The sequence below is a fragment of the Pseudomonas sp. PNPG3 genome (assembly GCF_023093815.1).
Classification (GTDB): domain Bacteria; phylum Pseudomonadota; class Gammaproteobacteria; order Pseudomonadales; family Pseudomonadaceae; genus Aquipseudomonas; species Aquipseudomonas asiatica.
Genome location: NZ_JALLKV010000010.1, coordinates 123,394 through 149,247 on the forward strand (window position 1 = coordinate 123,394; position 25,854 = coordinate 149,247).

A 25,854-nucleotide genomic window follows, 5' to 3' on the forward strand; every position below is an offset into this window, starting at 1 on the left:
TTTGCAATGGCTGTCAACATCGCCCGTTGCCGTTTCAAGCGCTTCTGTAAGTAGTTGTCGCTTTGAAGAAATATCGACTACCGGGCTGTCGTTAAAATGCCACTCACTCGCTCGTGGTCTGCGGCCTTGGTCGAACCCTGCGCGGCTCGCGTTGTACCCATTCGCATATCGGGCAGCCGTTACCTGCCTTGTATTGCCCCGTACCGATGGAGTTACCTGATGAAGAAGCTCGCACTGCTTGGCGCCCTGGCGCTGTCCGTGTTTTCCCTGGTGTCGCAGGCCGATGAAAAACCGCTGAAAATCGGCATCGAAGCCGCCTACCCACCCTTCGCCTTCAAGCAGCCAGACGGCAGCATTGCCGGTTTTGACTACGACATCGGCAACGCCCTGTGCGAAGAGATGAAGACCAAGTGCACATGGGTCGAGCAGGAGTTCGACGGCCTGATCCCGGCGCTGAAAGTGCGCAAGATCGACGCCATCCTGTCGTCCATGTCGATTACCGAAGACCGCAAGAAATCGGTCGACTTCACCAAGCGCTACTACCTGACCCCGGCGCGCCTGGTGATGAAGGAAGGTACCGCCGTCAGCGACAGCCTGGATGAGCTCAAGGGCAAGAAGATTGGTGTGCAGCGCGGCTCGATCCACGACCGCTTCGCCAAGGAAGTACTGGGCGCCAAAGGTGCCACCGTGGTTCCTTACGGCACCCAGAACGAAATCTACCTGGACGTGGCAGCTGGCCGCCTCGATGGCACCGTGGCTGACGCCACCCTGCTGGAAGACGGCTTCCTCAAGACCGACGCCGGCAAGGGCTTCGCCTTCGTAGGCCCGGCCTTCACCGACGCCAAGTACTTCGGCGACGGCATCGGCATTGCCGTGCGCAAGGGTGACAAGGCCAACGTCGACCGCATCAACGCGGCCATCGACGCCATTCGTGCCAACGGCAAGTACAAAGAAATCGAGAAGAAGTACTTCAACTTCGATATCTACGGTCCAGACTCGAACTAAGACGTCGGGTTTCACCTGTGCAATGGTGCAAACAGCAGAGGCTCTGAGGTTTGCACCATTTTTCATTCTCTAGGTCGAGGACCTCATCATGTTAAAAGGCTACGGGGCAGTCATCCTCGACGGGGCGTGGCTGACGCTTCAGCTCGCCCTGTCGTCGATGGCCCTGGCCATCGTGCTCGGCCTGATCGGTGTGGCGCTGCGCTTGTCGCCGGTGCGCTGGCTGGCCTGGCTGGGCGATCTGTATTCCACGGTGATTCGTGGTATTCCGGACCTGGTCCTGATCCTGCTGATCTTCTACGGCGGGCAGGACATTATCAACCGGGTTGCGCCGCTGCTCGGTTATGAAGACTACATCGACCTGAATCCGCTGATCGCGGGTATCGGTACCCTGGGCTTCATCTTCGGTGCCTACCTGTCGGAAACCTTCCGCGGTGCGTTCCTCGGTATTCCCAAAGGCCAGGCCGAAGCGGGCGTGGCGTATGGCATGAGCAACCGCCAGGTGTTCTTCCGCATCCAGGTGCCGCAAATGATTCGCCTGGCGATCCCGGGCTTCACCAACAACTGGCTGGTGCTGACCAAGGCCACCGCGCTGATTTCGGTAGTGGGCCTGCAGGACATGATGTTCAAGGCCAAGCAGGCGGCCGATGCCACCCGTGAGCCTTTCACCTTCTTCCTGGCGGTGGCGGCCCTGTACCTGGTGCTGACCAGCATCTCGCTGCTGGCCCTGAAGTATCTCGAGCGCCGCTACTCGGTTGGCGTCAAGGTGGCTGAACTATGATCTTCGACTACAACGTCGTCTGGGAGGCACTGCCGATGTACTTCGGCGGCCTGCTGACCACCCTCAAGCTGCTGGCGATTTCGCTGTTCTTCGGGCTGCTGGCGGCCATTCCGCTGGGCCTGATGCGAGTGTCCAAGCAGCCAGCGGTCAATCTCGTGGCGTGGCTTTACACCTACGTGATCCGCGGCACGCCGATGCTGGTGCAGCTGTTCCTGATCTACTATGGCCTGGCACAGTTCGAGGCGGTGCGCGAAAGCTTCCTGTGGCCGCTGCTGTCCAGTGCTACCTTCTGCGCCTGCCTGGCATTCGGCATCAACACCAGTGCCTACACCGCCGAAATCATCGCCGGCAGCCTCAAGGCCACGCCGCATGGCGAAATCGAGGCGGCCAAGGCCATGGGCATGTCGCGCATGAAGATGTACCGGCGCATCCTGCTGCCGTCGGCCCTGCGCCGGGCGCTGCCGCAGTACAGCAACGAAGTGATCATGATGCTGCAGACCACCAGCCTGGCGTCGATCGTTACCCTGATCGACATCACTGGCGCTGCGCGCACGGTCAATGCCCAGTACTACCTGCCTTTCGAGGCCTATATCACGGCGGGCGTGTTCTACCTGTGCCTGACCTTCATCCTGGTGCGCCTGTTCAAGATGGCCGAACGCCGCTGGCTCGGCTACCTGGCGCCGCGCAAGCACTGACCGCTTTGTGAGAATCGACAGCATGTACAAACTCGAAGTCCAAGACCTGCACAAGCGCTACGGCAGCCATGAAGTGCTCAAGGGCGTGTCCCTGTCGGCCAAGGCAGGCGATGTCATCAGCATCATCGGCTCCAGCGGTTCGGGCAAGTCGACCTTCCTGCGCTGCATCAACCTGCTGGAGCAACCGCACGCCGGGAAGATCCTGCTCAACAACGAAGAGTTGAAGCTGGTACCGGGCAAGGACGGCGCGCTCAAGGCCGCCGACCCGCGTCAGTTGCAGCGCATGCGCTCGCGCCTGTCGATGGTTTTCCAGCACTTCAACCTGTGGTCGCACATGACCGCGCTGGAAAACATCATCGAAGCGCCGGTGCATGTGCTGGGTGTGAATCGCAAGGAGGCCCTGGAAAAGGCCGAGCATTACCTGGCCAAGGTCGGAGTCGCCCACCGCAAGGATGCCTTCCCGGGGCACATGTCCGGTGGCGAGCAGCAACGCGTGGCAATTGCCCGGGCGCTGGCCATGGAACCGGAGGTCATGCTGTTCGACGAGCCGACCTCGGCGCTGGACCCGGAACTGGTGGGCGATGTGCTCAAGGTGATGCAGTCGCTGGCCCAGGAAGGCCGCACCATGGTGGTGGTGACCCACGAAATGGGCTTTGCCCGTGAGGTTTCCAACCAGCTGGTGTTCCTGCACAAGGGCCTGGTGGAAGAAACCGGCTGCCCGCGCGAAGTGCTGGCCAACCCGCAGTCGGAGCGCCTGAAGCAGTTCCTCTCCGGCAGCCTGAAGTAAAAGCTGCATTTTTGCACCAGAATAGGGCATGCTGCGCGGCGAGCGCAGCCTGACCCGGCGCACAGACTCGAACGACCTCAGGTTTCGGACCGCACCTATGACCACCCAGCGAATCGGTTTTCTCATCTGGCCAAGCACCAAGCCCTTGACTCTGGCGCTGGCCGAGGAAGTGTTGCAGGTGGCGCAGCGGGTGCACCCGGAAGTGGTCTACGATCTGGTCTTCCTGCAGGCGGAGCCGGCGCAAGAGGGTAGCTGGCGCTTGCCGGGCGAGCCGTGGAACGGTCGTCTGGAGGGGTGTCACAAGCTGTTCCTGTTGGCTGACGAGCAGCCGCTGACGGTGGGGGCTGCGTTGTCGACGGCGCTCAAGCAGTTGGCGCGCAGTGGCTGCATGATTGGCGGCCTGTCGGCCGGGGTCTACCCTCTGGCGATGCTGGGCCTGCTCGACGGTTACCGGGCTGCGGTGCACTGGCGCTGGCAGGATGATTTTGCCGAGCGCTTCCCCAAGGTCATCGCCACCAGTCACCTGTTCGACTGGGACCGCGATCGCCTGACAGCTTGTGGCGGCATGGCCGTGACCGACCTGCTGCTGGCAGTGTTGGCCCGTGATCACGGGGCGGAGCTGGCCGGGGCGGTGTCGGAGGAACTGGTGGTCGAGCGCATTCGCGAGGGTGGCGAGCGCCAGCGTATTCCGCTGCAGAACCGCCTGGGCTCCAGCCACCCCAAGCTGACCCAGGCGGTACTGCTGATGGAAGCCAACATCGAAGAGCCGCTGACCACCGACGAAATTGCCCAGCACGTGTGCGTGTCGCGCCGGCAGCTGGAGCGTATCTTCAAGCAGTACCTGAACCGCGTGCCGAGCCAGTATTACCTGGAGCTGCGGCTGAACAAGGCGCGGCAGATGCTGATGCAGACCAGCAAGTCGATCATCCAGATCGGGCTGTCCTGCGGCTTCTCCTCGGGGCCGCATTTTTCCAGTGCCTACCGCAACTTCTTTGGCGCAACGCCGCGGGAGGATCGCAACCAGCGGCGTAGCAGCAGCCCGTTCGAACTGAGCTCGGCGCCTGCCGAAAAAGGCTGATATTTCCTTACCCTGTGCCGGCCCTTTTGCGGCTGAAGCCGCTCCCACAGGGGCCGCACAACGTTCGAATCTTGCACAGGTCCTGTGGGAGCGGGTTCACCCGCGAAGAGGCCGGTGCAGGCAGCGCCCTTTCTCCCGCAGGTCTGTGCGATGTTTGAAGCCTGTGCGGTCCAGGTGGGAGCGGGCGTGCCCGCGAATCGGCCGGTACAGGCAACCACGCTTCTATATGTGTACACCCGTTCACCCAGCCCCCTCTCTCCCGTACACTGCGCGATTGCGACAGTGTTTGTCGCATTGCCGAAAGCCTTGTCAAAACTGGGTTTTGCGCTGTAACAAGTTGTCGCTTGGCCGCAAGGACAGGCGCGGATCAGTCCTTACAATTCCCCCATCGCTCGCCACTTCCAGGCCAGCGTTCCTCTTCAGGAGACTCAGATGTCCGTTGAGCAAGCCCCGGTGCAACGTGCCGATTTCGACCAGGTCATGGTCCCCAACTATTCTCCGGCGGCCTTCATTCCTGTGCGAGGCGAGGGCTCCCGTGTCTGGGACCAGTCGGGTCGTGAATTGATCGATTTTGCCGGTGGCATCGCGGTCAACGCCCTGGGCCACTGCCACCCGGCACTGGTCAAGGCCCTGACCGAGCAGGCCAATACCCTCTGGCACGTATCCAACGTGTTCACCAACGAGCCGGCCCTGCGCCTGGCCCACAAGCTGGTGGACGCCACCTTTGCCGACCGTGCGTTCTTCTGCAACTCCGGCGCTGAGTCCAACGAGGCCGCCTTCAAGCTGGCCCGTCGTGTTGCCCACGACCGCTTCGGCCCGGAAAAGCACGAAATCATCGCCACCGTGAACAGCTTCCACGGCCGTACCCTGTTCACCGTAAGCGTCGGTGGCCAGCCGAAGTACTCCGATGGTTTCGGCCCGAAGATCACCGGCATCAGCCATGTGCCGTACAACGACCTGGAAGCGCTGAAGGCACAGATTTCCGACAAGACCTGCGCCGTGGTGATCGAGCCGATCCAGGGCGAGAGCGGCGTGGTGCCGGCCGACAAGGCCTACCTGGAAGGCGCGCGCAAACTGTGTGACGAACACAACGCCCTGCTGATCTTCGACGAAGTGCAGACCGGCGTTGGCCGTACCGGTTCGCTGTATGCCTACCAGCACTACGGCGTTACCCCGGACATCCTGACCAGCGCCAAGAGCCTGGGCGGCGGTTTCCCGATCGGTGCCATGCTGACCACCACCGAGCTGGCCAAGCACTTGGCTGTCGGCACCCACGGCACCACCTACGGCGGCAACCCGCTGGGCTGCGCCGTCGCCTGCGCGGTGCTGGACGTGGTCAACACCCCGGAAACCCTGGCCGGTATCAAGGCCAAGCATGAGCGCTTCAAGGTCCGCCTGGAGCAGATCGGCCAGGAGTACAACCTGTTCAGCCAGGTGCGTGGCGTTGGCCTGCTGCTGGGCTGCGTGCTGACCGAGGCCTGGAAAGGCAAGGCCAAGGACGTGCTCAACGCCGCCGAGAAAGAAGGCGTGATGGTGCTGCAGGCCGGCCCGGACGTGGTCCGCTTCGCGCCAAGCCTGGTAGTTGAAGACGCCGACATCGACGAAGGCCTGGACCGCTTCGAGCGCGCCGTGGCCACCCTGACCAAGGGCTGATCCGCCCGCGGTCTCTTTGCCGGCCACGGTGCAGGCTCAGCCCGAGTCTGTACCGGGCCGGTGATACCCGATTCCAGTGCAGGTGCCAGTGCATCTGCCGTTTTTCCGTGCCGCCGTGAGCGGCCCGATTCCAAAGGAGTGACACCATGCTGGTGATGCGCCCCGCGCAAATGGCTGATCTGAACGAAGTGCAGCGCATGGCTGCAGACAGCCCCATTGGTGTCACCTCGCTGCCGGACGACACCGCTCGCCTGGGCGACAAGATCGCCGCATCCGAGACTTCCTTCGCCGCCGAGGTCAGCTTCAACGGTGAAGAAAGCTACTTCTTCGTGCTCGAGGACAGCGAAACCGGCAAGCTGGCCGGTTGCTCGGCCATCGTCGCTTCGGCCGGCTACTCCGAGCCGTTCTACAGCTTTCGTAACGAGACCTTCGTGCACGCCTCGCGCGAGCTGAAGATCCACAACAAGATCCATGTGCTCTCGCTGTGCCATGACCTGACCGGCAACAGCTTGCTGACCAGCTTCTATGTGCTGCCGGAACTGGTGAACAGTGGCTGGGCCGAGCTCAATTCGCGTGGCCGCCTGCTGTTCATGGCCGCTCACCCGGAGCGTTTCGCCGACTCGGTGGTGACCGAGATCGTCGGCTACAGCGACGAGCAGGGCGAATCGCCGTTCTGGGATGCCATCGGCCGCAACTTCTTCGACCTCAACTACGCCGACGCCGAGCGCCTGTGCGGCCTGAAGAGCCGCACCTTCCTCGCCGAACTGATGCCGCACTACCCGATCTACGTGCCGCTGCTGCCTGACCTGGCTCAGGAAGCCATGGGCCAGGTGCACCCGCGGGCGCAGATTACCTTCGACATCCTCATGCGCGAAGGCTTCGAGACCGAGCACTACATCGACATCTTCGACGGTGGCCCGACCCTGCATGCGCGCACCTCGGGTATCCGCTCGATCGCCCAGAGCCGGGTTGTGCCGGTGAGGCTCGAGGAAGCCCCGGTCAAGGGCGGGCGCCCGTACCTGGTGTGCAACGGCCAGTTGCAGGACTACCGCGCGGTGCTGCTGGACCTGGACTGGGTGCCCGGCAAGCCGGTCAGCCTGAGCCCGGCAGCCGCCGAGGCGCTGGGGGTGGGCGAGGGTGCCAGCGTGCGCCTGGTTGCGGTCTGAGGTCTGGCAACAGACGTTTCGGGATTGATGCGTTAGAAGAGTTTCGCGCCGGCCGCCGCCGCCGCAAAAGGAGATAGCATGATCGTTCGTCCTGTACGCAGCAGCGATTTGCCTGCGTTGATCGAATTGGCACGCAGCACCGGTACCACCGGGCTGACCACGCTGCCGGCCAACGAAGAGCGCCTGGGGCATCGCGTTGGCTGGGCGGAGAAGAGCTTCCGCGGCGAAGCCGAGCGTGGCGACACCGACTACCTGTTCGTGCTGGAAAACGACGAAGGCATGGTGGTGGGCATCAGTGCCATCGCCGGTGCCGTCGGCCTGCGCGAGCCCTGGTACAACTACCGGGTCGGCCTGACCGTCAGCGCCTCGCAGGAGCTGAAGATCTACCGCGAAATCCCCACCCTGTTCCTGGCCAACGACCTGACCGGCAACTCCGAGCTGTGCTCGCTGTTCCTGCGCAGCGACTACCGCTCCGGCCTCAACGGCCGCCTGCTGTCGCGTGCGCGCATGCTGTTCATTGCCGAGTTCCCCGAGCTGTTCGGCAAGAAGATCATCGCCGAAATGCGCGGCATGTCCGACGAGCAGGGCCGCTCGCCGTTCTGGGAAAGCCTGGGCCGGCACTTCTTCAAGATGGAGTTTAGCCAGGCCGACTACCTCACCGGCGTGGGCAACAAGTCGTTCATTGCCGAACTCATGCCGAAGTTCCCGCTGTACACCTGCTTCCTGTCCGAGGCGGCGCGCAACGTGATCGGTCGCGTGCACAAGGACACCGAGCCGGCGCTGGCCATGCTCAAGCAGGAAGGCTTCAACTACCAGGGCTACGTCGACATCTTCGACGCCGGCCCCGCCATCGAGTGCGACACCTCCAGGATTCGCGCCGTGCGCGAGAGCCAGACCCTGGTGCTGGCGGTGGGCACGCCGGGCGATGACGCGACGCCTTACATCATCCACAACCGCAAGCGCGACGATTGCCGCATCACGGCCGCACCTGCGCGGCTGGCTGCCGGTACCCTGGTGGTCGACCCCCTGACCGCCAAGCGCCTGCGCATGGGCGCCGGCGACAACGTGCGCGCCGTGCCGCTGTCGGCAAGCCGGGAGGCCCAGTAAATGACCACGCATTACATCGCAGGCAATTGGCAGGTTGGCCAGGGCGAAACCCTGCAGTCGCTCAACCCGGTGACGCAAGCCGTCGTCTGGCAGGGGCAGGGTGCTGACGCCAGCCAGGTGGATGCCGCCGTGCAGGCTGCGCGTCAGGCCTTCCCGGCTTGGGCGCAATTGAGCCTGGAGGCGCGTATCGATGTGCTGGAGAAGTTCGCCGCGCAACTGAAAGCGCATGCCGAAGCCATGGCCCAGTGCATCGGCGAGGAAACCGGCAAGCCCCTGTGGGAGTCGGCGACCGAAGTCACCAGCATGATCAACAAGGTCGCGATCTCGGTGCAGAGCTACCGCGAGCGCACCGGCGAAAAGAGCGGCCCGCTGGCCGATGCCACGGCCGTGCTGCGGCACAAGCCCCATGGCGTGGTGGCGGTGTTCGGCCCGTACAACTTCCCTGGTCACCTGCCAAACGGCCATATCGTGCCAGCGCTGCTGGCTGGTAACTGCGTGGTGTTCAAGCCCAGTGAGCTGACGCCCAAGGTGGCCGAACTGACCGTCAATTGCTGGATTGCCGCCGGGTTGCCGGCGGGTGTGCTCAACCTGGTGCAGGGCGCGCGCGAAACGGGTGTGGCACTGGCCGCCAACCCAGGTATCGATGGCTTGTTCTTCACTGGCTCCAGCCGCACCGGCAACCTGCTGCATCAGCAGTTCGCCGGCCGCCCGGACAAGATCCTGGCCCTGGAAATGGGCGGTAACAACCCGCTGGTGGTGGACGAGGTCAAGGACCTCGATGCGGCGGTGTACACCATTATCCAGTCGGCGTTCATTTCCGCCGGCCAGCGCTGCACCTGCGCCCGTCGTCTGCTGGTGCCGCAAGGCGCCTGGGGTGATGCGCTGATCGCGCGCCTGGTCGAGGTGAGCAGATCCATCACGGTCGGGGCGTTCGACCAGCAGCCGGCGCCGTTCATGGGTTCGGTGATCTCGCTGCAGGCGGCGCGGGCGCTGATTGCGGCCCAGGCCGAACTGGTCGCCAAGGGTGCTGTGAAGCTGCTGGAAATGACCCAGCCGCAGGCCGACGCCGCACTGCTGACCCCAGGCATTGTCGATGTCACCGCTGTGGCCGAGCGCCCGGACGAAGAGTTCTTCGGCCCGCTGCTGCAGGTGATCCGCTATGCCGACTTCGATGCCGCCATCGATGAGGCCAACAACACCCAGTACGGCCTGGCCGCCGGCTTGCTGTCCGACTCCCACGCCCGTTACCAGTACTTCTGGCTGCGCAGCCGCGCCGGCATCGTCAACTGGAACAAGCAACTGACCGGTGCCGCCAGCAGTGCGCCGTTCGGCGGCGTGGGCGCCAGTGGCAACCACCGCGCCAGCGCCTATTACGCAGCGGATTACTGCGCTTACCCCGTGGCTTCGCTGGAGACCGCCAGCCTTGCCTTGCCGGCAACCTTGACGCCGGGCGTCACCCTATAACAACAGGTCACGGAGCCTAGCCGATGAAATCCTACGAAGTGAATTTTGATGGCCTGGTGGGGCCTACCCACAACTATGGCGGCCTGTCCTACGGCAACGTGGCTTCGCAGAGCAACAGCCAGCAGGGTTCCAACCCGCGCGAAGCCGCGCGCCAGGGCCTGGCGAAGATGAAAGCGCTGGCCGACATGGGCTTCAAGCAGGGCGTGCTGGCACCGCAGGAGCGCCCGGACGTGGCTGCACTGCGCCGCCTGGGCTTCAGCGGCAGCGATGCCGAAGTGATCCAGCGTGCCGCCAAGGAAGCCATGCCATTGCTGGTGGCCAGTTGCTCGGCTTCGAGCATGTGGGTGGCCAACGCCGCCACGGTCAGCCCCAGTGCCGACACTGCCGATGGCCGCGTGCATTTCACTGCTGCCAACCTCAACTGCAAGTACCACCGCAGCATCGAGCACCCGACCACCAGCCGCGTGCTGGGGGCCATGTTCAGCAACGACAAGCACTTTGCCCACCACGCGGCACTGCCTGCCGTGGCACAGTTCGGTGACGAGGGGGCGGCCAACCACACTCGCTTCTGCCGTACGTATGGCGAGGCCGGCGTGGAGTTCTTCGTCTACGGCCGCAGCGCCTTCGACAGCCGCTACCCGGCGCCGCAGAAGTACCCGGCCCGGCAGACCCTGGAAGCCTCCCAGGCCGTGGCCCGGCTGCATGGCCTGAGCGATGACGGCGTGGTCTACGCTCAACAGAACCCGGCGGTAATCGACCAGGGCGTGTTCCACAACGATGTGATTGCTGTGGGCAACGGCGAGGTGCTGTTCTACCACGAGGACGCTTTCCTCGAGACGGACGCGGTACTTGGCCAACTGCGAGCTAAACTGGCCAGCAAGGGTGGCAACTTCCAGGCCATCTGCGTGCCGCGGGCGGCGGTGACGGTAGAGGACGCGGTGCGTTCATACCTGTTCAACAGCCAGTTGCTCAGCCGCGACGACGGCTCCATGCTGCTGGTGGTGCCGGAAGAGTGCCGCAACAACGAGCGGGTCTGGGCCTATCTGGGCCAGTTGACCAGCCAGGGCGGCCCGGTGCGGGAGGTGAAAGTGTTCGACCTCAAGCAGAGCATGCAGAACGGCGGTGGGCCGGCTTGCCTGCGTTTGCGCGTGGCGTTGAAGGAAACGGAACTGGCAGCGGTCAACCAAGGCGTTATCATGACCGCCTCGCTGTACGACACCCTGGTGCAGTGGGTCGACAAGCATTACCGCGATCGCCTTGGCGAGGCGGACCTGGCCGACCCGCAATTGCTGGTGGAATGCCGTACGGCACTGGACGAATTGACCCAGATCCTGAAGTTGGGCTCGGTGTATCCGTTCCAACGCCAACCTTGAAGAGAGACTTTGCAATGACCGACGCCCTGCGCCTTATCCTGGAAGATGAAGACGGCACCCAGCTGGAAACTTCCTGCACCCGCTTTGCCGTCGTCTGGCAAGGCAAGGAAGTGTGGATTCAGCAGGATGGTCGTGGCCAGCTGCTGATCGGCGTGGATGTCGAGGAAGACGACACCGAGTACGCCAACCTGCTGCTGCGCCCGATGGCCACCAACCTGGTCAGCCTGCAGCTGGAAATGGAACCGGCGGAGGTCGGCGAAGACGACGATCACGTCCATGGCCCCGATTGCGGCCACCACCACTAAGGAAGTACCTATGCTCGCCCTTGGCAAATTGCTTGAGCTGACCCTCACCGATCACGAACCGGCCGAGAAGACCCAAGTGACATCCAAGGGCGCGCGTTTGCGCTGGCTGGGGGAGGGCGCGCTCGAAGTGCGCCCGGCCGAAAACGAGGATTGCGGGCTGGACCTGCTGCTGTCCGCCGGCATCCACGGCAACGAAACGGCGCCGATCGAGTTGCTCGAGCGGCTGCTGCATGGCGTGGCCAACGGCAAGATCAAACCCAAGGCCCGGGTGCTGTTCCTGTTCGGCAACCCGGCAGCCATCCGCAAGGGCGAGCGCTTTATCGAGCAGGACATCAACCGCCTGTTCAACGGCCGCCACGAGCTGTCCAGTGGCTTCGAGGCATTGCGTGCCGCCGAGCTGGAACAGTTCGCCCGGGTATTCTTCAGCAAGCCGGGGCGCAACCGCCTGCACTACGACTTGCATACCGCCATCCGCGGCTCGAAGATCGAGCAGTTCGCCTTGTACCCTTATAAAGAGGGGCGCAAGCATTCCCGTCGCGAGCTGGCACGCCTGGCGGCGGCGGGCATGGAGGCGGTGTTGTTGCAGAGCAAGTCTTCCATCACTTTCAGCGCCTTCACCTACGAGCAGTTGGAGGCCGAAGCCTTCACCCTGGAGTTGGGAAAGGCCCGCCCGTTCGGCCAGAACGAGGAGGTCAACCTCGACAAGCTGGAGGAGCGGCTGATCAGCATCATCGAAAACACCGAGCCCGAAGGCGAAGGCTCGCTGGATGGCCTGCAGCTGTTCAGCGTTTCCCGCGAGATCATCAAGCATAGCGACAGCTTCCACCTGCACTTGCCGGCGGACATCGAGAATTTCTCCGAGCTGAGCAAGGGCTACTTGCTGGCCGAGGACCTGGCCGAGACGCGTTGGGTGGTCGAGGAGGAGGGCGCGCGCATCATCTTCCCCAACCCCAAGGTCAAGAATGGCCTCAGGGCGGGGATTCTGATCGTTCCCGACTCCGGCCAGCGATTAGGCTGAGCTGGCCCCGATAGCCTGGGTTCACGGCTGTGTGCGCAGCTCCAGTTGCAACGCCTGACGCAGCCCGTTTTCAGTGAAGGCGGGTGGGTTGGTGTTCAGGGCGGTGCTGCCGCCGAATGTGAACCTGCAATCGGTGGGCAAGCCGATGCTCTGTAGGAGCAGGTTGTCCACCGGATAGGCGCCGTTTTTGCCTTGAACCTCGGTCTGGCCCGGAAACACGGTGCCTGACATCGAGTTCCAGCCTTGGCACAGGCAGCGGTACAGGTCGAGCAGTGGCAGTTGCGCAGCGGTCGACCAGCCTGGGTTGTATGCCAGTGTGCCGCCGCTGTATCCCCAGCTACTCTGGTTTTCGTCGATGATGAAGTGGCCTTCGTCTTCATCTTCTTCGTGGTCGCTGGGTGTATAGGTCGTGAATTGGTGTCTGGCTGCTTCGATCACGCTGATCGGGGCTCCGGACTGCCCGGCCTTTTTATCCAGGGCCGCCAGTAGCGCCTGGCCACAGGGTAGTTTGCGCAGCAGTTCCAGCGCATCCTCTGCCGCTTGGCTGAATTGGTCGCTACCCGTCAATCGCACGCCGATATTGCCCAGGGCCTGATGTTCGGCCATCACGGGCCGGGCCAGTCGTGCATCGTTTTCGGCATTGCGGTAGAGCTCGACCCTGGAGGACTCGCGGCCGAGCAGGCGGTGCCCCGTGACGTTGACAACCGCGTCGCCCTTGTCGATGAGTACCGGGCCGCTACCGACCACAATCTGGTGCGTGCCGGTATGGGCGTCGATGTGGACGATACCTGCGCCGGTCTCGATCCTGTTGCCGGTCCCTATCATGTCGATCAGCACCGTCTTCTTCACCTCCGGGGCGATGACCACGTGGTGATTGCCATCGGTGAGGCGAATGGCAATGGCTTGGGCGGTATGCGCGGGGACCATGAATACCGCATCGTTGATGGTCACTTCCAGCAGGCATTCGCGAGGGGCGATACGTACGCGCTTTTGCTGTTCATTCGCGCGCAGCGCACGCGGGGCCACGTTGAAGACCAGCAGTTCGCTGTTCTGGGTGCCGCGGCGATAGCGCCGCCCCAATGGATAGGCGCGTTCGAGCGTAATTCGCACATTTTCGTCGGCCTGGATGTACTTGACCTCGGTCTGCTGCCGAGGGTTGTCTTCGTTATTGTCGAAGGCGGTTTGCGAGTGGCCGGGTTCCCGGGCGTCGATGTAGTAGATCGGTCTCGGGTTGGCCTGCATGATGCCGTGGGGTAGCGGATGCGGGTCCGAGTGGAGTTTGGATATGTTCAGCTCAGGCATGGAGTGCTCCGGCAGCGAGGGTGGGTCGGCAGGATCCCGTTCCACTGCGCGGGTCAGGTGTTGCTTATGTACCGCATGGGTGGGCCCGCAGGGCTGCTTTTCCGCCGTGGCCGTGCTAATGAACGGCTTTTCATCCGCCGATTGCTGTTCTGGTGTACAAACACACTGTATCTCCCGTTCAGGCTGGATATAATGGCGCCCTTTGCCGTCGTTTCGTCGATTCGACGTATTAGCCCAAACGGCCGCCGTTTCCGTGGAAGAACCTATGAAAAGCGCAGAAATCCGTGAAGCCTTCCTTCGCTTCTTCGAAGAGCAGGGACATACCCGAGTCGCCTCCAGTTCGCTGATCCCGAACAACGACCCGACCCTGCTGTTCACCAATGCCGGCATGAACCAGTTCAAGGACTGCTTCCTCGGTGCGGAGAAGCGTGCCTACACGCGTGCCGTCAGTAGCCAGAAGTGCGTGCGCGCAGGCGGCAAGCACAACGACCTGGAAAACGTCGGTTACACCGCGCGTCACCACACCTTCTTCGAAATGCTGGGCAACTTCAGCTTCGGTGACTACTTCAAGCGCGACGCGATCACTTTCGCCTGGACCTTCCTGACTTCGGAAAAATGGCTGAACCTGCCCAAGGAAAAGCTCTGGGTCACCGTCTACGCCACTGACGACGAAGCCTACGATATCTGGACCAAGGAAGTCGGCGTGCCGGCCGAGCGCATGGTGCGCATCGGCGACAACAAGGGCGCACCGTACGCTTCCGACAACTTCTGGACCATGGGCGACACCGGCCCATGCGGCCCGTGCACCGAGATCTTCTACGACCACGGCCCGGACATCTGGGGCGGCCCGCCCGGCTCGCCGGAAGAAGACGGCGATCGCTACATCGAGATCTGGAACAACGTCTTCATGCAGTTCAACCGCACCGCCGACGGCGTGCTGCACCCGCTGCCAGCGCCGTCTGTGGACACCGGCATGGGCCTGGAGCGCGTCAGCGCCGTGCTGCAGCACGTGCACTCGAACTACGAGATCGACCTGTTCCAGAACCTGCTGTCGGCCGCGGCCAAGGCCATCGGTTGCAGCAATGAGGGCCAGGCCTCGCTGAAAGTGGTCGCCGACCACATCCGTTCGTGCGGCTTCCTGATCGCCGACGGCGTGCTGCCGTCCAACGAAGGCCGTGGCTACGTGCTGCGCCGCATCATTCGCCGCGCCTGCCGCCACGGTAACAAGCTGGGCGCCAAAGGCAGCTTCTTCTACCAGATCGTTGCCGCGCTGGTCGCTGAAATGGGCGAGGCCTTCCCGGAACTGAACAGCCAGCAGGCGCACATCGAGCGCGTGCTCAAGGCTGAAGAAGAACAGTTCGCCAAGACCCTGGAGCAGGGCCTGCGCATCCTCGAGCAGGACCTGGCCCAGCTCGAGGGTGATGTGGTGCCGGGCGACGTGGTGTTCAAGCTGTACGACACCTACGGCTTCCCGATGGACCTGACCGCCGACATCGCCCGTGAGCGCGAGCTGACCATCGACGAAGCCGGTTTCGAGCGCGAGATGGACGCCCAGCGTGAACGTGCCCGTTCCGCCAGCGCCTTCGGCATGGACTACAACAGCCTGGTCAAGGTCGACAGCGCCACCGAGTTCCTCGGCTACGAGGCCACCGAAGGCCAGGGCAAGATCATCGCCCTGTACAAGGACGGCCAGGCCGTCGACCAGCTGGGTGAAGGCGAGCAGGGCGTGGTCGTGCTCGACCGCACGCCGTTCTACGCCGAATCCGGTGGCCAGGTGGGTGACACCGGTTACCTGCAGGCTGGCGCTGCGCGCTTCGATGTGCGCGACACCACCAAGACCGGTGGTGCCTTCCTGCACCACGGCGTGGTTGCCAGCGGTGCGCTGGTGATCGGCTCCCCGGTCGAGGCCAAGGTCGATGCCGACGTGCAGCACGCCACCTCGCTGAACCACTCCGCCACCCACCTGCTGCACGAAGCGCTGCGCCAGGTACTGGGCGAACACGTACAGCAGAAAGGCTCGCTGGTCGACAGCCAGCGCCTGCGTTTCGACTTCAGCCACTTCGAGGCGGTGAAACCGGAGCAGATCAAGGCCCTGGAAGACATCGTCAACCGTGAAGTGCGCAAGAACACTGCGGTGGAAACCGAACTGACCGACATCGAAACCGCCAAGGCCAAGGGTGCCATGGCGTTGTTCGGCGAGAAGTACGGCGACACCGTGCGTGTGCTGAGCATGGGCGGCGATTTCTCGGTGGAGCTGTGCGGCGGTATCCACGCCAAGCGCACCGGTGACATCAGCCTGTTCAAGATCATCAGCGAAGGCGGCGTGGCCTCTGGCGTGCGCCGTATCGAAGCGGTCACCGGGGCTGCTGCGCTGGCCTACCTGAACGCTGCCGAAGAGCAGGTCAAGGAAGCCGCGCAGCTGGTGAAGGGTAACCGCGACAACCTGATCGACAAGCTGTCGGCTGTGCTCGAGCGCAACCGCCAGCTGGAGAAGCAGCTGGAACAGCTGCAGGCCAAGGCCGCCAGCGCCGCCGGGGATGATCTCTCCAACGCGGCCGTTGAGGTCAAGGGCGCCAAGGTGCTCGCCGCCCGCCTGGATGGACAGGACGGCAAGGCACTGCTGGCGCTGGTCGATCAGCTGAAGAACAAGCTCGGCCACGCAGTGATCCTGCTGGGCAGCGAGCATGAGGGCAAGGTTGTGCTGGTGGCCGGCGTGACCAAGGACCTCTCCAGCCAACTCAAGGCTGGCGATCTGATGAAACAAGCCGCTGCGGCGGTGGGTGGCAAGGGCGGTGGTCGTCCGGACATGGCTCAGGGTGGCGGCGTCGACGTCGCCGCACTGGACCAGGCCCTGGCGCTGGCCGTGCCATTCGCAGAGCAGGGACTTTGAGATGAGGGGGCCGGCGGTCTAGTGGCCTGTACGGCTAATTCTTGCGCTCAAATTCGAGTGCCAGGGTTTGCCGCGCAAGGCGCCGCGACGAGTCGTAGCCGGGCTACGGCGAGGAGTGGCAACGCAGCGAGGCGAATCCTGGTGCCGAATTTGGGTGCAAGAATTAGCCACACAGGCCACTCCCATCCGGCCTCTTCATGTTGGATTGTTTTTTGGGGCCCTGTATGGGCTGAGGCACCATTGAAATGGCGTTGATCGTACAGAAATTTGGCGGCACCTCTGTCGGTTCCATCGAGCGGATCGAGCAGGTAGCCGATAAGGTCAAGAAACACCGTGAAGCGGGTGACGACCTGGTGGTTGTGCTGTCGGCAATGAGCGGTGAAACCAATCGCCTGATCGACCTGGCCAAGCAGATCACCGATCAGCCGGTTCCGCGTGAACTGGACGTGATCGTGTCGACCGGTGAGCAGGTCACCATTGCCTTGCTGACCATGGCCTTGATCAAGCGCGGTGTGCCAGCGGTGTCCTACACCGGCAACCAGGTGCGCATTCTCACCGACAGCGCACACAACAAGGCGCGCATCCTGCAGATCGACGACCAGAAGATTCGTGCCGACCTCAAGGAAGGCCGCGTGGTCGTGGTAGCAGGCTTCCAGGGCGTCGACGAGCATGGCAGCATCACCACGCTTGGCCGTGGCGGCTCCGACACCACGGGTGTGGCCCTGGCGGCTGCGCTGAAGGCTGACGAGTGCCAGATCTACACCGACGTCGATGGCGTCTACACCACCGACCCGCGTGTTGTGCCGCAGGCCCAGCGCCTGGAGAAGATCACCTTCGAAGAGATGCTGGAAATGGCCAGCCTCGGTTCCAAGGTGCTGCAGATCCGTTCGGTGGAATTCGCCGGCAAGTACAACGTTCCGCTGCGCGTGCTGCACAGCTTCAAGGAGGGTCCGGGTACCCTCATTACCATTGATGAAGAGGAATCCATGGAACAGCCGATCATTTCCGGTATCGCCTTCAACCGTGATGAAGCCAAGCTGACCATTCGCGGCGTGCCGGACACCCCGGGCGTGGCCTTCAAGATCCTCGGCCCGATCAGTGCCTCGAACATCGAGGTCGACATGATCGTGCAGAACGTTGCCCACGATAACACCACCGACTTCACCTTCACCGTGCACCGCAACGAGTACGAGAAGGCGCAGAGCGTGCTGGAAAACACTGCCCGCGAAATCGGTGCCCGTGAAGTGATCGGCGACACCAAGATCGCCAAGGTCTCGATCGTCGGCGTCGGCATGCGTTCGCACGCCGGTGTTGCCAGCCGCATGTTCGAAGCCCTGGCCAAGGAGAGCATCAACATCCAGATGATCTCCACCTCCGAGATCAAGGTTTCGGTCGTGATCGAAGAGAAGTACCTGGAGCTGGCCGTACGCGCGCTGCACACCGCGTTCGAGCTCGACGCCCCGGCACGACAGAGCGAGTAATACGCTGCCTGGAAGGGCGCGGCTTGCCGCGCCCTTCGCGTTTCTGCTCGCCACGCAGGCCCGTCCTGCCCTGTGTGGCGATCAACCAGGCCCAGGTCGTCGTCCACGACCAGGCCGCGACACCCAAGACTGTTACCCCCTGAATGTTTTGCGTAAGGAGAAAGCTATGTTGATTCTGACTCGTCGGTGCGCCGAGAGCCTGATCATTGGAGACGGCGAGATCACCGTGACGGTGCTCGGCGTAAAAGGCAACCAGGTGCGTATTGGCGTCAGCGCCCCGAAAGAAGTGGCTGTGCACCGCGAGGAAATCTACCTGCGGATCAAGAAAGAGAAGGACGAGGAGCCAAGCCTTTAATTTTTTTGAAGTTTTTTTCAAAAAAAGGGTTGCAAACGAGGAAGAGCCTGTTTAATATTCGCCTCGTGTTGCGGTGAGGTGGCCGAGTGGCCGAAGGCGCTCCCCTGCTAAGGGAGTATACCTCATAAGGGTATCGGGGGTTCGAATCCCCCCTTCACCGCCATTATTCGCTTAGGGCGCTGTAAACGGTAAGAACGCTAAGTAGTTGATTTTAAACGAAAAAGTTCTTGCAAAAATGTTTCAGCGACCTATAATGCGCGGCAAGACACGGACTCATAGCTCAGCTGGATAGAGTACTCGGCTACGAACCGAGCGGTCGGAGGTTCGAATCCTCCTGAGTCCGCCACTTTTGAAGTGGCTTTGGTTGCAAGGCTGCTTCAATAAACCAGTGGTAATCTGGTCTAAAACTACCATCGCGGACTCATAGCTCAGCTGGATAGAGTACTCGGCTACGAACCGAGCGGTCGCAGGTTCGAATCCTGCTGAGTCCGCCACTTTTTGAAGTGGCTCTGCTTGCAAAGGCACTTCAACCAACCAGTGGTAATCTGGTCTAAAAATACCACCACGGACTCATAGCTCAGCTGGATAGAGTACTCGGCTACGAACCGAGCGGTCGGAGGTTCGAATCCTCCTGAGTCCGCCACACCAAATCAAGAAGCCCGCTCAATTGAGCGGGCTTTTTGTTTTTCTGCGCCAATGAATTGTTGCTGATGTCGATCTAAGCTCTTCTGTAATGATTGTGGTGCAGGTGTCGCGCTCTTCTGTGGGAGCGGCCTTGTGTCGCGATGGGGCGCGCAGCGGCCCCAAAATCGACTAGGCGCCACACTTCTGAAATGAATGTGCTTTCCCACCCATGACAACCGTCGCACTGATAGCTTCGAGCGTTGTCCTAGCTTTATCACGCAAACGATTGTTCTGGCCAAAAATTTTAAGCGATCTGACAGCTTTAGCAGTGTATGATTGCGCCCGTCAGCCCCGCCGGGGCTTGTGGAAAACCACCATGGACTTACCCAGTAGTTACTCGCTAACAAGATTCATACAGAAAGATCTGACCGATTGATTCTCCCGGCGTGCTCCGCTGCTGGGAGTGGAGTTCGCCTATGACTGAAGTAGAAGTAAAAAAAGCGCAGGAAAGCCTGCAGGACCGCCTGGCCCAGGTGGTCGAACTGCTGCAGCGCCAGCGCGTGGTAGAAGACCTGACCCACCGTCAGGAAGGCGCCCACCACGACCTGGTGGAAAATCTGGTCCACCGCCAGAACCTCGTCGAGCTGCAGCGCAAACTCGACGACCTGCACCCCGCCGACATCGCCTACATCCTCGAAGCCTTGCCCCTGGAAGACCGCCTGACGGTCTGGCAGCTGGTGCGCTCGGATCGCGATGGCGACATCCTGCTGGAAGTGTCCGACGCCGTGCGGCAATCGCTGATCGCCGACATGGACGATCACGAGCTGCTCGCCGCCGCCAAGGAAATGGACGCCGACGAGCTGGCCGACCTGGCTCCAGAGCTGCCGCGTGACGTTGTTCACGAGCTGATGGAAACCCTCGATGCCCAGCAACGCGAGCGCGTGCGTTCGGCGCTTAGCTACGACGAGGAGCAGGTTGGTGCGCTGATGGACTTCGAGATGGTCACCATCCGCGAAGACGTCAGCCTGGAAGTGGTGTTGCGCTACCTTCGCCGCCTGAAAGAGCTGCCGAACCACACCGACAAACTCTTCGTGGTCGACTATGACGGCATTCTCAAGGGCGTATTGCCGATCAAGCGCCTGCTGGTCAACGACCCGGAGAAGAAGGTGGCGGAGGTCATGGCGACCGATCCGGTCTCCTTCCACCCCGAGGAAGATGCCTATGATGCGGCGCAGGCCTTCGAGCGTTATGACCTGGTATCTGCGCCAGTTGTGGACAAGAACGAACGCCTAATCGGCCGCTTGACCATCGACGAGATGGTCGACCTGATTCGTGAAGAAAGCGAAAGCGAAGTGCTGAACATGGCCGGTTTGCGCGAGGAAGAAGACATCTTCGCCTCGGTCTGGCGTTCGCTGCGCAACCGCTGGGCCTGGTTGGCCATCAACCTGATTACCGCTTTCGTTGCCTCGCGAGTGATCGGCCTGTTCGAAGGTTCGATCGAGAAACTGGTGGCCCTGGCTGCGCTGATGCCGATCGTGGCGGGTATTGGTGGCAACTCCGGTAACCAGACCATCACCATGATCGTGCGCGCCATGGCGCTGGACCAGGTGTCGCCGGGCAACACCAGCCGCCTGATGCGCAAGGAGCTGGCGGTATCGCTGCTCAACGGCTTGATCTGGGGCGGGGTGATCGGTGCGGTGGCGTTCTGGCTGTATGGCAGCTGGTCGTTGGGCCTGGTGATGACTGCGGCGATGACCTTGAACCTGCTGTTGGCGGCCTTGATGGGGGTGTTGATCCCGATGACCCTGACACGCCTGGGGCGCGACCCGGCGATGGGCTCCAGCGTGATGATTACCGCGGTGACCGATAGTGGTGGGTTCTTCATCTTCCTCGGGCTGGCCACAGTGTTTCTGCTGTAACCCGCGGATCGCGTCTCTTGCAGAGACACCACCTACAAAAAAGCCAGCTTACGCTGGCTTTTTCATGTTCGGCTGCAAAACTCAGGAGGCGTCGGCAGCCATTTCCACATCGTGAGCGATGAGGGCCACCAGCGCGTTCTGCTGGCGATGCGACAGTTGGCGGAAGCGTTGCAGCAATTCGCGTTCATGCAGGGACAGTTCGGGGCTGTCCAGGCGCATGCTCAAATCGTCACCCAGCGCACCTTCCTGGATAAGGCTCTGTTCCAGGCGCGCGATGATTTCGGAGTTCATGCTGCGGTGATGGTTGCGCGCTACCTCGGCAATGCGCTCACGCATCCCGTCGGGCAGGCGGACGACGAACTTGTCAGCGGTGCGGCTCGAATAAATAGCCTGTTTCATTGGGCGCATATAAATTGACCAGATTTTGGTTCAGGGGAAGCGGTTCTCAAATTGGCCGCACGGGGTGGTAGTACGACCGTGGCGACGACGAAATGTTCAACCGTCTGTGAAAAATGGATGCTCATCTTGCCTCATGGTCGCCGTTTCCTTGGCGTCAATTCTGTGACAAATAGTGAGCCGGATAAAGGCTTTGTGCCAGTACCAATTATCAGAAATGAGTACTGGTTTGAAAAGTTTTACATGCACCGGCTTGCCCAATCGTCAGACTTTTGCCGTCAAAAACTGGTAAAGCGCAGCAAAAGCCCGGGAAAGTCCATAGAATGTGCCGGTTCCCTCCATAGAGCATAGTGGCTATGCAACATGACGCAAGCGACCGCCAATCAGGCACAGGCCGGTTGATATATCTGGTAGGACCGTCGGGTTCCGGGAAAGATTCCCTGATTGACGCTTCCCGTCAGCGGCTTTCAGCCGCCGGGGTGGAAATCGCTCGTCGCGTCATTACCCGTTCGGCTGAAGCCAAGGGCGAAGCCGCCCATGGCGTAACGGCCGAACAGTTCGAAGCAATGCGAGCACAGGGCGCGTTCGCCATGCATTGGCGCGCCAATGGGTTGGATTACGGCATTCCATTGCAGGTGGATCAGTGGCTGGCGGCGGGCAGGTCGGTGCTGGTGAATGGTTCGCGGGCTTATCTCGCCGAGGCGCGCCGGCGCTACCCGAACCTGTTGGCAGTGCTGGTCGAGGTCAGGCACGAGGTGCTGCGCGAGCGCCTGTTGGCGCGCGGCCGGGAAAGCGCAGAAGAAATCGAGCAGCGCCTGGCACGTAATGCACGCTTGCAGGCGCTGGCAGATCCGTCGCTGCATGTGCTGGACAACTCCACCACCCTGGAAACCGCGGTCACGGCATTGTTCACGCTGCTGCATGATGAAGGTGTGCTGGCGCAGGTGTAGCATTGGCAGAAAAGGATTACGCGAAAAAGCCCGCTTGAGGCATGACAAACGCCAGCATGCTGGTTAACATGCTGGCCGTCCCGCTATGCAGCGTTCGCTGCCGGCACTTGCGTCTCAGTAGCTCAATTGGATAGAGCATCCCCCTCCTAAGGGGAAGGTTGCAGGTTCAATTCCTGCCTGGGACGCCATTTCCTTTCGTTCCCTTACCGCGTTCAGCCGGTGTTGGTGACGCGAAACCGGGAAGCCTTGAAGCTGCGTATTTCTACATCCCCAGATGCTTCAAGGCCCAAAGTACTCCCATGCCCACAATCAGCGTCAGCATCGTGCTGCGCGTACGCCACGCCACCAGCGCGGCCAGTATCGCCGCTGGTATCTGCGGGTTCATCCAGTCGAACCCTGCCTGCCGGTCGGGGAATACCACGGCCGGCAGTACCAATGCGGCCAACACACTGGCTGGCACATACGCCAGGGCGCGGCGAAACAGTGGGGGGATGCGCAATGCCGTGTGCAACTCGATGAACGACAGGCGGATGGCGAAGGTGCCCAGGCCGATCAGAATGAAGGTCATCCACTGGGTCGTTTCGCTCATGATGCTTCCTGCTCGGTATTGGCTTCTTCCGCGGTTTGCTGTTTTTGCCAGTTCTCGATGGCTAGCCCAGCGACGATGCCGCCCAGCGCGCCAACCAGCAGGCCGAGGTTGTAGGGCAGGTCGACGGCCAGTACGGCGAGCACACCGCCGGTCAGCGCTGCGCCAAGCGTGGCTGCATTGCGAATGCCGGGTATCAACAGGGCCAGGAACGACAAGGGAATGGCAAAGCCGAGCGACCAGTCTTCAGGAATGCTCGCTCCCAGATACATGCCCGCCAGCACCGAGAGGTTCCAGCCGAAGAACATGGTGATTGCCGTACCGGCATAGTAGGGGTAGGCATACTGTCCCAGCCCGCCCGTGCCCATCTTCAGCATGCACAGGGCGAAGGACTGGTCCGACAGCATGTACGCCATCGGCCACTTGCGGCGGCGGGGCAACTGGCCCAGGTGCGGGGCCAGGCTGGCGCTGTACATCAGGAAGCGCAGGTTGATCACCAGCGCGGTGACTACCATGGTCACCGGCAGGGCGGCGCTTTGCATCAACTGCATCACCACCATCTGCGCCGAACCGGAGTAGAACAGCAAGGTCATGCCGATGGCATCGGTTGGCGACAGGCCCATGCCGATCGCCGTGACCCCGGTGATCAGGCCGAAGGGCACTATGCCGGAGGTCAATGGCAGGGCGCTGCGGGCACCTTGCCTGAACGCTTGGGGCGCGCTTGGATACGGCATTTGAAATCCTTGAAAGTGTGCAGGCGGTACAAGGGCGGCACGTCCACGTTAATGCGCGCGACAGTTGGCCACAACGCCAGATTTCTGGAATAGTAGGCCTAAAAAAAATAGGCCTGAAACCGTGTACCTCGATACTTCTACCCGGCACTCGCTGCAGCTCAATGCCTTGCGTGCCTTCGAAGCGTCAGCCCGCCTGGGCGGTTTCGCCCGTGCTGCACTCGAACTGAAGGTGACACCGGGGGCCATCGCCGCCCTGGTCAAGACCCTGGAGAACGAATACGGCGCGGCCTTGTTCGAGCGCCATGCCAAAGGCGTACGGCTGACGCCCTTGGGCGAAAGCGTGAAAGGCCAGTTCACCGAGGCATTCGACGCCGTGGAAGCCGCTGCGCGCGCACTGCGCCGCCTGGCGGCACCGCAGCGGGTGCATATCGTCACATCGCCTGCTCTGGCGCAGTTGTGGATCGGGCCACGCTTGCCGGAACTGACCCGCTTGCTGGCACCCATCGAGATCTCGGTGACTGCGGTGGATGAGCCGCCCAACCTGAAGCGCAGCCCGTTCGATCTGTGCCTGTTCTACACCGAAAAGCCCGAGCGCTGGCAACGCAGGATAGCCACGGAAGAAATCCTGCCCGTGTGCGTGCCGGCCCTGGCCAACAGCATCACCAAGCCCGAGGATCTTGCCGACGCCCGTTGCATCGCCGACGTGGGCTGGAACGACTGGGCGGTGTGGACGGGGGCTGTGATGCCTGGGCACAAGTTCGTTGCCCGTGGACCGGGTTTTTCCCTGTACTCGATCGCCCTGCAGCAAGCCTTGCTGGCTGCAGGGGTGCTTATAGGGCGCAGAAGCCTGGTGCAGCGCTACCTGGACAGCGGTGAACTGGTCGCCCCCATTGATCGCGCTGTGCCACTGGGTGTGACCATCGCCGCATGGCGGCTGCCGGGTGCCAAGGGCAACCAGGTGGTTGCCGCGGTGGAGGAGGCGCTGTTGCATCTGGCTTGAGCGTCGTCGATCCATGCCTGCTCGCACAGCGCCGCAAAAACAGGGCGTCGGGGCTATTCTGTTCGGGTGCGCCAGCCGTCAGGGAGAGCGTCAATGAGTCAGGAAACCCGGCCGGTACCTGCCGGCTTCAGTGAGCAGCAGTTGCGTACGTTGTTCGATCTTATCAGCGATGGTATCTGGGACTGGAATGCCAATACCGGCTACGTCTATCGCAACCCGGGTTGGTACGCCATGCTCGGCTACCCCAGCCACTCCATGGCCAACTCGGTGCTCACCTGGGAAAGCGTGATCCACCCGGAGGACTACCCACGGGTGATGGCGCATTTCGAGGCGTACATCAACCAGCGTAACGAGCACTATCTGGTCGAATACCGCTGCCGTTGCCAGGATGGCAGCTATCTGTGGATAGAAGACAGCGGCTACATCATTGCCCATAACGAGGACGGCTCGGTAGCGCGCATGCTTGGTGCCCACCGCAACATTGACGCCAACAAGCGCCTTGTGGCGCAACTGCAGCAGAGGAACCAGTCGCTGGAAAGCCAGGTGGCCGAACGCACTCGCGAGCTGTCCTGGGTGAACCAGCAGTTGCAGCGGCAGTTGGACGAAAACCGCGAGCTGGCCGAGCGTGATGCGTTGACCCGCATTGCCAATCGCTATCGGCTGGAGAAGGCGCTACAACTGGAGTGCGAGCGTGCCCAGCGATTTCGCCAGCCGTTGTCGCTGATAGCCATGGACCTGGATGACTTCAAGCCGATCAATGACCGCTATGGCCATGCCCATGGCGATGCGGCGCTGTTGCGGGTGGTCGACGTCCTGCGTGCCTGCCTGCGGGAGCAGGACCTGCTGGCGCGGTGGGGTGGGGACGAGTTCGTCATCGTATTGCCGCAGGCCTCGCTGGGCGAGGCGCTGGAAGTGGCTGCACGCTTACGCCAGGCGATGGCGCAGATAGAGCCGGTGGGCGATTTCCGGCTAACCATGAGCTACGGTGTGGTGCAATGGGAGGAAGGAGAGGACCAGCATGCACTGCTGGCGCGTGCCGACAAGGCGCTGTACCGGGCCAAGGGGAGTGGCAAGAACGCCATAGCCGAGTAGCCTGTGCCGGCCTCTTCGCGGGTAAACCCGCTCCCACAGGTTGGACTGCCCCCGAAAAGTTGGACAGTTTTAGCCAGTGGCCTGAGTCCTGTAGCT

23 protein-coding genes and 5 tRNA genes are annotated in these 25,854 nt (G+C 62.2%); 24 read left to right on the forward strand and 4 right to left on the reverse strand.

Annotated elements, in window-relative coordinates; genetic code table 11:
- Nucleotides 1–219 precede the first annotated feature (219 nt).
- The 12 genes from MJ643_RS09885 (at nucleotide 220) to astE (ending at nucleotide 12,429) form a co-directional block, all read left to right on the forward strand.
- Complete coding sequence (locus MJ643_RS09885) at nucleotides 220–1,005, forward strand: ABC transporter substrate-binding protein (RefSeq protein WP_023661364.1); 786 nt, start codon at nucleotides 220–222, stop codon at nucleotides 1,003–1,005.
- 88 nt (nucleotides 1,006–1,093) lie between these two features.
- Nucleotides 1,094–1,783: an ABC transporter permease gene (locus MJ643_RS09890; protein ID WP_003260113.1), complete on the forward strand. Its 690-nt coding sequence runs from the start codon at nucleotides 1,094–1,096 to the stop codon at nucleotides 1,781–1,783.
- Entirely contained in the window at nucleotides 1,780–2,478 is a 699-nt protein-coding gene (locus MJ643_RS09895) for an ABC transporter permease (RefSeq protein WP_003260115.1), read from the forward strand. Before MJ643_RS09890 ends, MJ643_RS09895 begins: the two co-directional genes overlap by 4 nt.
- Before the next feature lie 22 nt (nucleotides 2,479–2,500).
- The gene (locus tag MJ643_RS09900) at nucleotides 2,501–3,265 is read left to right on the forward strand and encodes an ABC transporter ATP-binding protein (protein WP_013973655.1); all 765 of its coding nucleotides are present in this window, start codon (nucleotides 2,501–2,503) and stop codon (nucleotides 3,263–3,265) included.
- Between the two features lie 97 nt (nucleotides 3,266–3,362).
- The gene (argR, locus tag MJ643_RS09905) at nucleotides 3,363–4,343 is read left to right on the forward strand and encodes a transcriptional regulator ArgR (RefSeq protein ID WP_024087503.1); all 981 of its coding nucleotides are present in this window, start codon (nucleotides 3,363–3,365) and stop codon (nucleotides 4,341–4,343) included.
- A 432-nt stretch (nucleotides 4,344–4,775) separates the two neighbouring features.
- Complete coding sequence (locus tag MJ643_RS09910; protein ID WP_024087502.1) at nucleotides 4,776–5,996, forward strand: aspartate aminotransferase family protein; 1,221 nt, start codon at nucleotides 4,776–4,778, stop codon at nucleotides 5,994–5,996.
- 146 nt (nucleotides 5,997–6,142) lie between these two features.
- Nucleotides 6,143–7,162, forward strand: coding sequence for an arginine/ornithine succinyltransferase subunit alpha (gene aruF / locus MJ643_RS09915; protein ID WP_013973652.1), 1,020 nt, complete (start codon nucleotides 6,143–6,145; stop codon nucleotides 7,160–7,162).
- 78 nt (nucleotides 7,163–7,240) lie between these two features.
- Nucleotides 7,241–8,269, forward strand: a complete 1,029-nt coding sequence (astA, locus tag MJ643_RS09920) for an arginine N-succinyltransferase (protein ID WP_013973651.1) — start codon at nucleotides 7,241–7,243, stop codon at nucleotides 8,267–8,269.
- The gene (gene astD, locus MJ643_RS09925) at nucleotides 8,270–9,733 is read left to right on the forward strand and encodes a succinylglutamate-semialdehyde dehydrogenase (protein WP_024087500.1); all 1,464 of its coding nucleotides are present in this window, start codon (nucleotides 8,270–8,272) and stop codon (nucleotides 9,731–9,733) included. It abuts the gene before it with no gap.
- Between the two features lie 23 nt (nucleotides 9,734–9,756).
- Complete coding sequence (gene astB / locus MJ643_RS09930; protein ID WP_013973649.1) at nucleotides 9,757–11,106, forward strand: N-succinylarginine dihydrolase; 1,350 nt, start codon at nucleotides 9,757–9,759, stop codon at nucleotides 11,104–11,106.
- Between the two features lie 14 nt (nucleotides 11,107–11,120).
- Entirely contained in the window at nucleotides 11,121–11,411 is a 291-nt protein-coding gene (locus MJ643_RS09935; protein ID WP_003256592.1) for a topoisomerase II, read from the forward strand.
- Nucleotides 11,412–11,421: 10 nt separating this feature from the next.
- Nucleotides 11,422–12,429 carry a succinylglutamate desuccinylase gene (gene astE / locus MJ643_RS09940; RefSeq protein ID WP_023662122.1) on the forward strand — a complete coding sequence of 336 codons (1,008 nt, stop codon included), beginning with the start codon at nucleotides 11,422–11,424 and terminating at the stop codon, nucleotides 12,427–12,429.
- Nucleotides 12,430–12,450: 21 nt separating this feature from the next.
- On the opposite strand, the gene MJ643_RS09945 is transcribed toward astE, so the two are convergent.
- Nucleotides 12,451–13,731: a M91 family zinc metallopeptidase gene (locus MJ643_RS09945; RefSeq protein WP_024087499.1), complete on the reverse strand. Its 1,281-nt coding sequence runs from the start codon at nucleotides 13,729–13,731 to the stop codon at nucleotides 12,451–12,453.
- 265 nt (nucleotides 13,732–13,996) lie between these two features.
- Between MJ643_RS09945 and alaS the strand changes: the two genes are divergently transcribed.
- From alaS to mgtE, 8 genes are all read left to right on the forward strand, one after another.
- A complete protein-coding gene (gene alaS, locus MJ643_RS09950; protein WP_015271263.1) occupies nucleotides 13,997–16,621 on the forward strand; it encodes an alanine--tRNA ligase in 2,625 nt (874 codons plus the stop codon).
- 245 nt (nucleotides 16,622–16,866) lie between these two features.
- On the forward strand, nucleotides 16,867–18,102 hold the full coding sequence (locus MJ643_RS09955) for an aspartate kinase (protein ID WP_013973645.1): 1,236 nt from the start codon (nucleotides 16,867–16,869) through the stop codon (nucleotides 18,100–18,102).
- Nucleotides 18,103–18,268: 166 nt separating this feature from the next.
- Nucleotides 18,269–18,457, forward strand: a complete 189-nt coding sequence (gene csrA, locus MJ643_RS09960; RefSeq protein ID WP_003254503.1) for a carbon storage regulator CsrA — start codon at nucleotides 18,269–18,271, stop codon at nucleotides 18,455–18,457.
- Nucleotides 18,458–18,529: 72 nt separating this feature from the next.
- Nucleotides 18,530–18,620 (forward strand) — tRNA-Ser (locus MJ643_RS09965).
- 106 nt (nucleotides 18,621–18,726) lie between these two features.
- Nucleotides 18,727–18,803, forward strand: a tRNA-Arg gene (locus tag MJ643_RS09970).
- A 71-nt stretch (nucleotides 18,804–18,874) separates the two neighbouring features.
- Nucleotides 18,875–18,951, forward strand: a tRNA-Arg gene (locus tag MJ643_RS09975).
- Between the two features lie 72 nt (nucleotides 18,952–19,023).
- A tRNA-Arg gene (locus tag MJ643_RS09980) sits at nucleotides 19,024–19,100 on the forward strand.
- A 457-nt stretch (nucleotides 19,101–19,557) separates the two neighbouring features.
- Nucleotides 19,558–21,000 carry a magnesium transporter gene (gene mgtE, locus MJ643_RS09985; RefSeq protein WP_015271262.1) on the forward strand — a complete coding sequence of 481 codons (1,443 nt, stop codon included), beginning with the start codon at nucleotides 19,558–19,560 and terminating at the stop codon, nucleotides 20,998–21,000.
- A gap of 81 nt (nucleotides 21,001–21,081) precedes the next feature.
- Here mgtE and MJ643_RS09990 read toward each other — a convergent pair whose 3' ends face one another.
- Nucleotides 21,082–21,408: an Arc family DNA-binding protein gene (locus MJ643_RS09990; RefSeq protein ID WP_015271261.1), complete on the reverse strand. Its 327-nt coding sequence runs from the start codon at nucleotides 21,406–21,408 to the stop codon at nucleotides 21,082–21,084.
- Between the two features lie 344 nt (nucleotides 21,409–21,752).
- Between MJ643_RS09990 and phnN the strand changes: the two genes are divergently transcribed.
- Complete coding sequence (phnN, locus tag MJ643_RS09995) at nucleotides 21,753–22,346, forward strand: phosphonate metabolism protein/1,5-bisphosphokinase (PRPP-forming) PhnN (protein ID WP_208209652.1); 594 nt, start codon at nucleotides 21,753–21,755, stop codon at nucleotides 22,344–22,346.
- A 111-nt stretch (nucleotides 22,347–22,457) separates the two neighbouring features.
- A tRNA-Arg gene (locus MJ643_RS10000) sits at nucleotides 22,458–22,534 on the forward strand.
- Nucleotides 22,535–22,608: 74 nt separating this feature from the next.
- On the opposite strand, the gene MJ643_RS10005 is transcribed toward MJ643_RS10000, so the two are convergent.
- A complete protein-coding gene (locus tag MJ643_RS10005; RefSeq protein ID WP_003257245.1) occupies nucleotides 22,609–22,935 on the reverse strand; it encodes an AzlD domain-containing protein in 327 nt (108 codons plus the stop codon).
- A complete protein-coding gene (locus tag MJ643_RS10010; protein ID WP_208209651.1) occupies nucleotides 22,932–23,666 on the reverse strand; it encodes an AzlC family ABC transporter permease in 735 nt (244 codons plus the stop codon). Before MJ643_RS10010 ends, MJ643_RS10005 begins: the two co-directional genes overlap by 4 nt.
- A 121-nt stretch (nucleotides 23,667–23,787) precedes the next feature.
- On the opposite strand from MJ643_RS10010, the gene MJ643_RS10015 reads away from it, so the two are divergent.
- Nucleotides 23,788–24,666: a LysR family transcriptional regulator gene (locus MJ643_RS10015; RefSeq protein WP_023662127.1), complete on the forward strand. Its 879-nt coding sequence runs from the start codon at nucleotides 23,788–23,790 to the stop codon at nucleotides 24,664–24,666.
- 93 nt (nucleotides 24,667–24,759) lie between these two features.
- Nucleotides 24,760–25,758: a diguanylate cyclase gene (locus tag MJ643_RS10020; protein ID WP_023662128.1), complete on the forward strand. Its 999-nt coding sequence runs from the start codon at nucleotides 24,760–24,762 to the stop codon at nucleotides 25,756–25,758.
- Nucleotides 25,759–25,854 lie beyond the last annotated feature (96 nt).

Bases quoted from the DNA above. Each gene is read 5' to 3' on its own strand.
- MJ643_RS09885 (WP_023661364.1), top strand. From the start codon at position 220: ATGAAGAAGCTCGCACTGCTTGGCGCCCTGGCGCTGTCCGTGTTTTCC.
- MJ643_RS09890 (WP_003260113.1), top strand. From the start codon at position 1,094: ATGTTAAAAGGCTACGGGGCAGTCATCCTCGACGGGGCGTGGCTGACG.
- MJ643_RS09895 (WP_003260115.1), top strand. From the start codon at position 1,780: ATGATCTTCGACTACAACGTCGTCTGGGAGGCACTGCCGATGTACTTC.
- MJ643_RS09900 (WP_013973655.1), top strand. From the start codon at position 2,501: ATGTACAAACTCGAAGTCCAAGACCTGCACAAGCGCTACGGCAGCCAT.
- argR (WP_024087503.1), top strand. From the start codon at position 3,363: ATGACCACCCAGCGAATCGGTTTTCTCATCTGGCCAAGCACCAAGCCC.
- MJ643_RS09910 (WP_024087502.1), top strand. From the start codon at position 4,776: ATGTCCGTTGAGCAAGCCCCGGTGCAACGTGCCGATTTCGACCAGGTC.
- aruF (WP_013973652.1), top strand. From the start codon at position 6,143: ATGCTGGTGATGCGCCCCGCGCAAATGGCTGATCTGAACGAAGTGCAG.
- astA (WP_013973651.1), top strand. From the start codon at position 7,241: ATGATCGTTCGTCCTGTACGCAGCAGCGATTTGCCTGCGTTGATCGAA.
- astD (WP_024087500.1), top strand. From the start codon at position 8,270: ATGACCACGCATTACATCGCAGGCAATTGGCAGGTTGGCCAGGGCGAA.
- astB (WP_013973649.1), top strand. From the start codon at position 9,757: ATGAAATCCTACGAAGTGAATTTTGATGGCCTGGTGGGGCCTACCCAC.
- MJ643_RS09935 (WP_003256592.1), top strand. From the start codon at position 11,121: ATGACCGACGCCCTGCGCCTTATCCTGGAAGATGAAGACGGCACCCAG.
- astE (WP_023662122.1), top strand. From the start codon at position 11,422: ATGCTCGCCCTTGGCAAATTGCTTGAGCTGACCCTCACCGATCACGAA.
- MJ643_RS09945 (WP_024087499.1), bottom strand. From the start codon at position 13,731: ATGCCTGAGCTGAACATATCCAAACTCCACTCGGACCCGCATCCGCTA.
- alaS (WP_015271263.1), top strand. From the start codon at position 13,997: ATGAAAAGCGCAGAAATCCGTGAAGCCTTCCTTCGCTTCTTCGAAGAG.
- MJ643_RS09955 (WP_013973645.1), top strand. From the start codon at position 16,867: ATGGCGTTGATCGTACAGAAATTTGGCGGCACCTCTGTCGGTTCCATC.
- csrA (WP_003254503.1), top strand. From the start codon at position 18,269: ATGTTGATTCTGACTCGTCGGTGCGCCGAGAGCCTGATCATTGGAGAC.
- mgtE (WP_015271262.1), top strand. From the start codon at position 19,558: ATGACTGAAGTAGAAGTAAAAAAAGCGCAGGAAAGCCTGCAGGACCGC.
- MJ643_RS09990 (WP_015271261.1), bottom strand. From the start codon at position 21,408: ATGCGCCCAATGAAACAGGCTATTTATTCGAGCCGCACCGCTGACAAG.
- phnN (WP_208209652.1), top strand. From the start codon at position 21,753: ATGCAACATGACGCAAGCGACCGCCAATCAGGCACAGGCCGGTTGATA.
- MJ643_RS10005 (WP_003257245.1), bottom strand. From the start codon at position 22,935: ATGAGCGAAACGACCCAGTGGATGACCTTCATTCTGATCGGCCTGGGC.
- MJ643_RS10010 (WP_208209651.1), bottom strand. From the start codon at position 23,666: ATGCCGTATCCAAGCGCGCCCCAAGCGTTCAGGCAAGGTGCCCGCAGC.
- MJ643_RS10020 (WP_023662128.1), top strand. From the start codon at position 24,760: ATGAGTCAGGAAACCCGGCCGGTACCTGCCGGCTTCAGTGAGCAGCAG.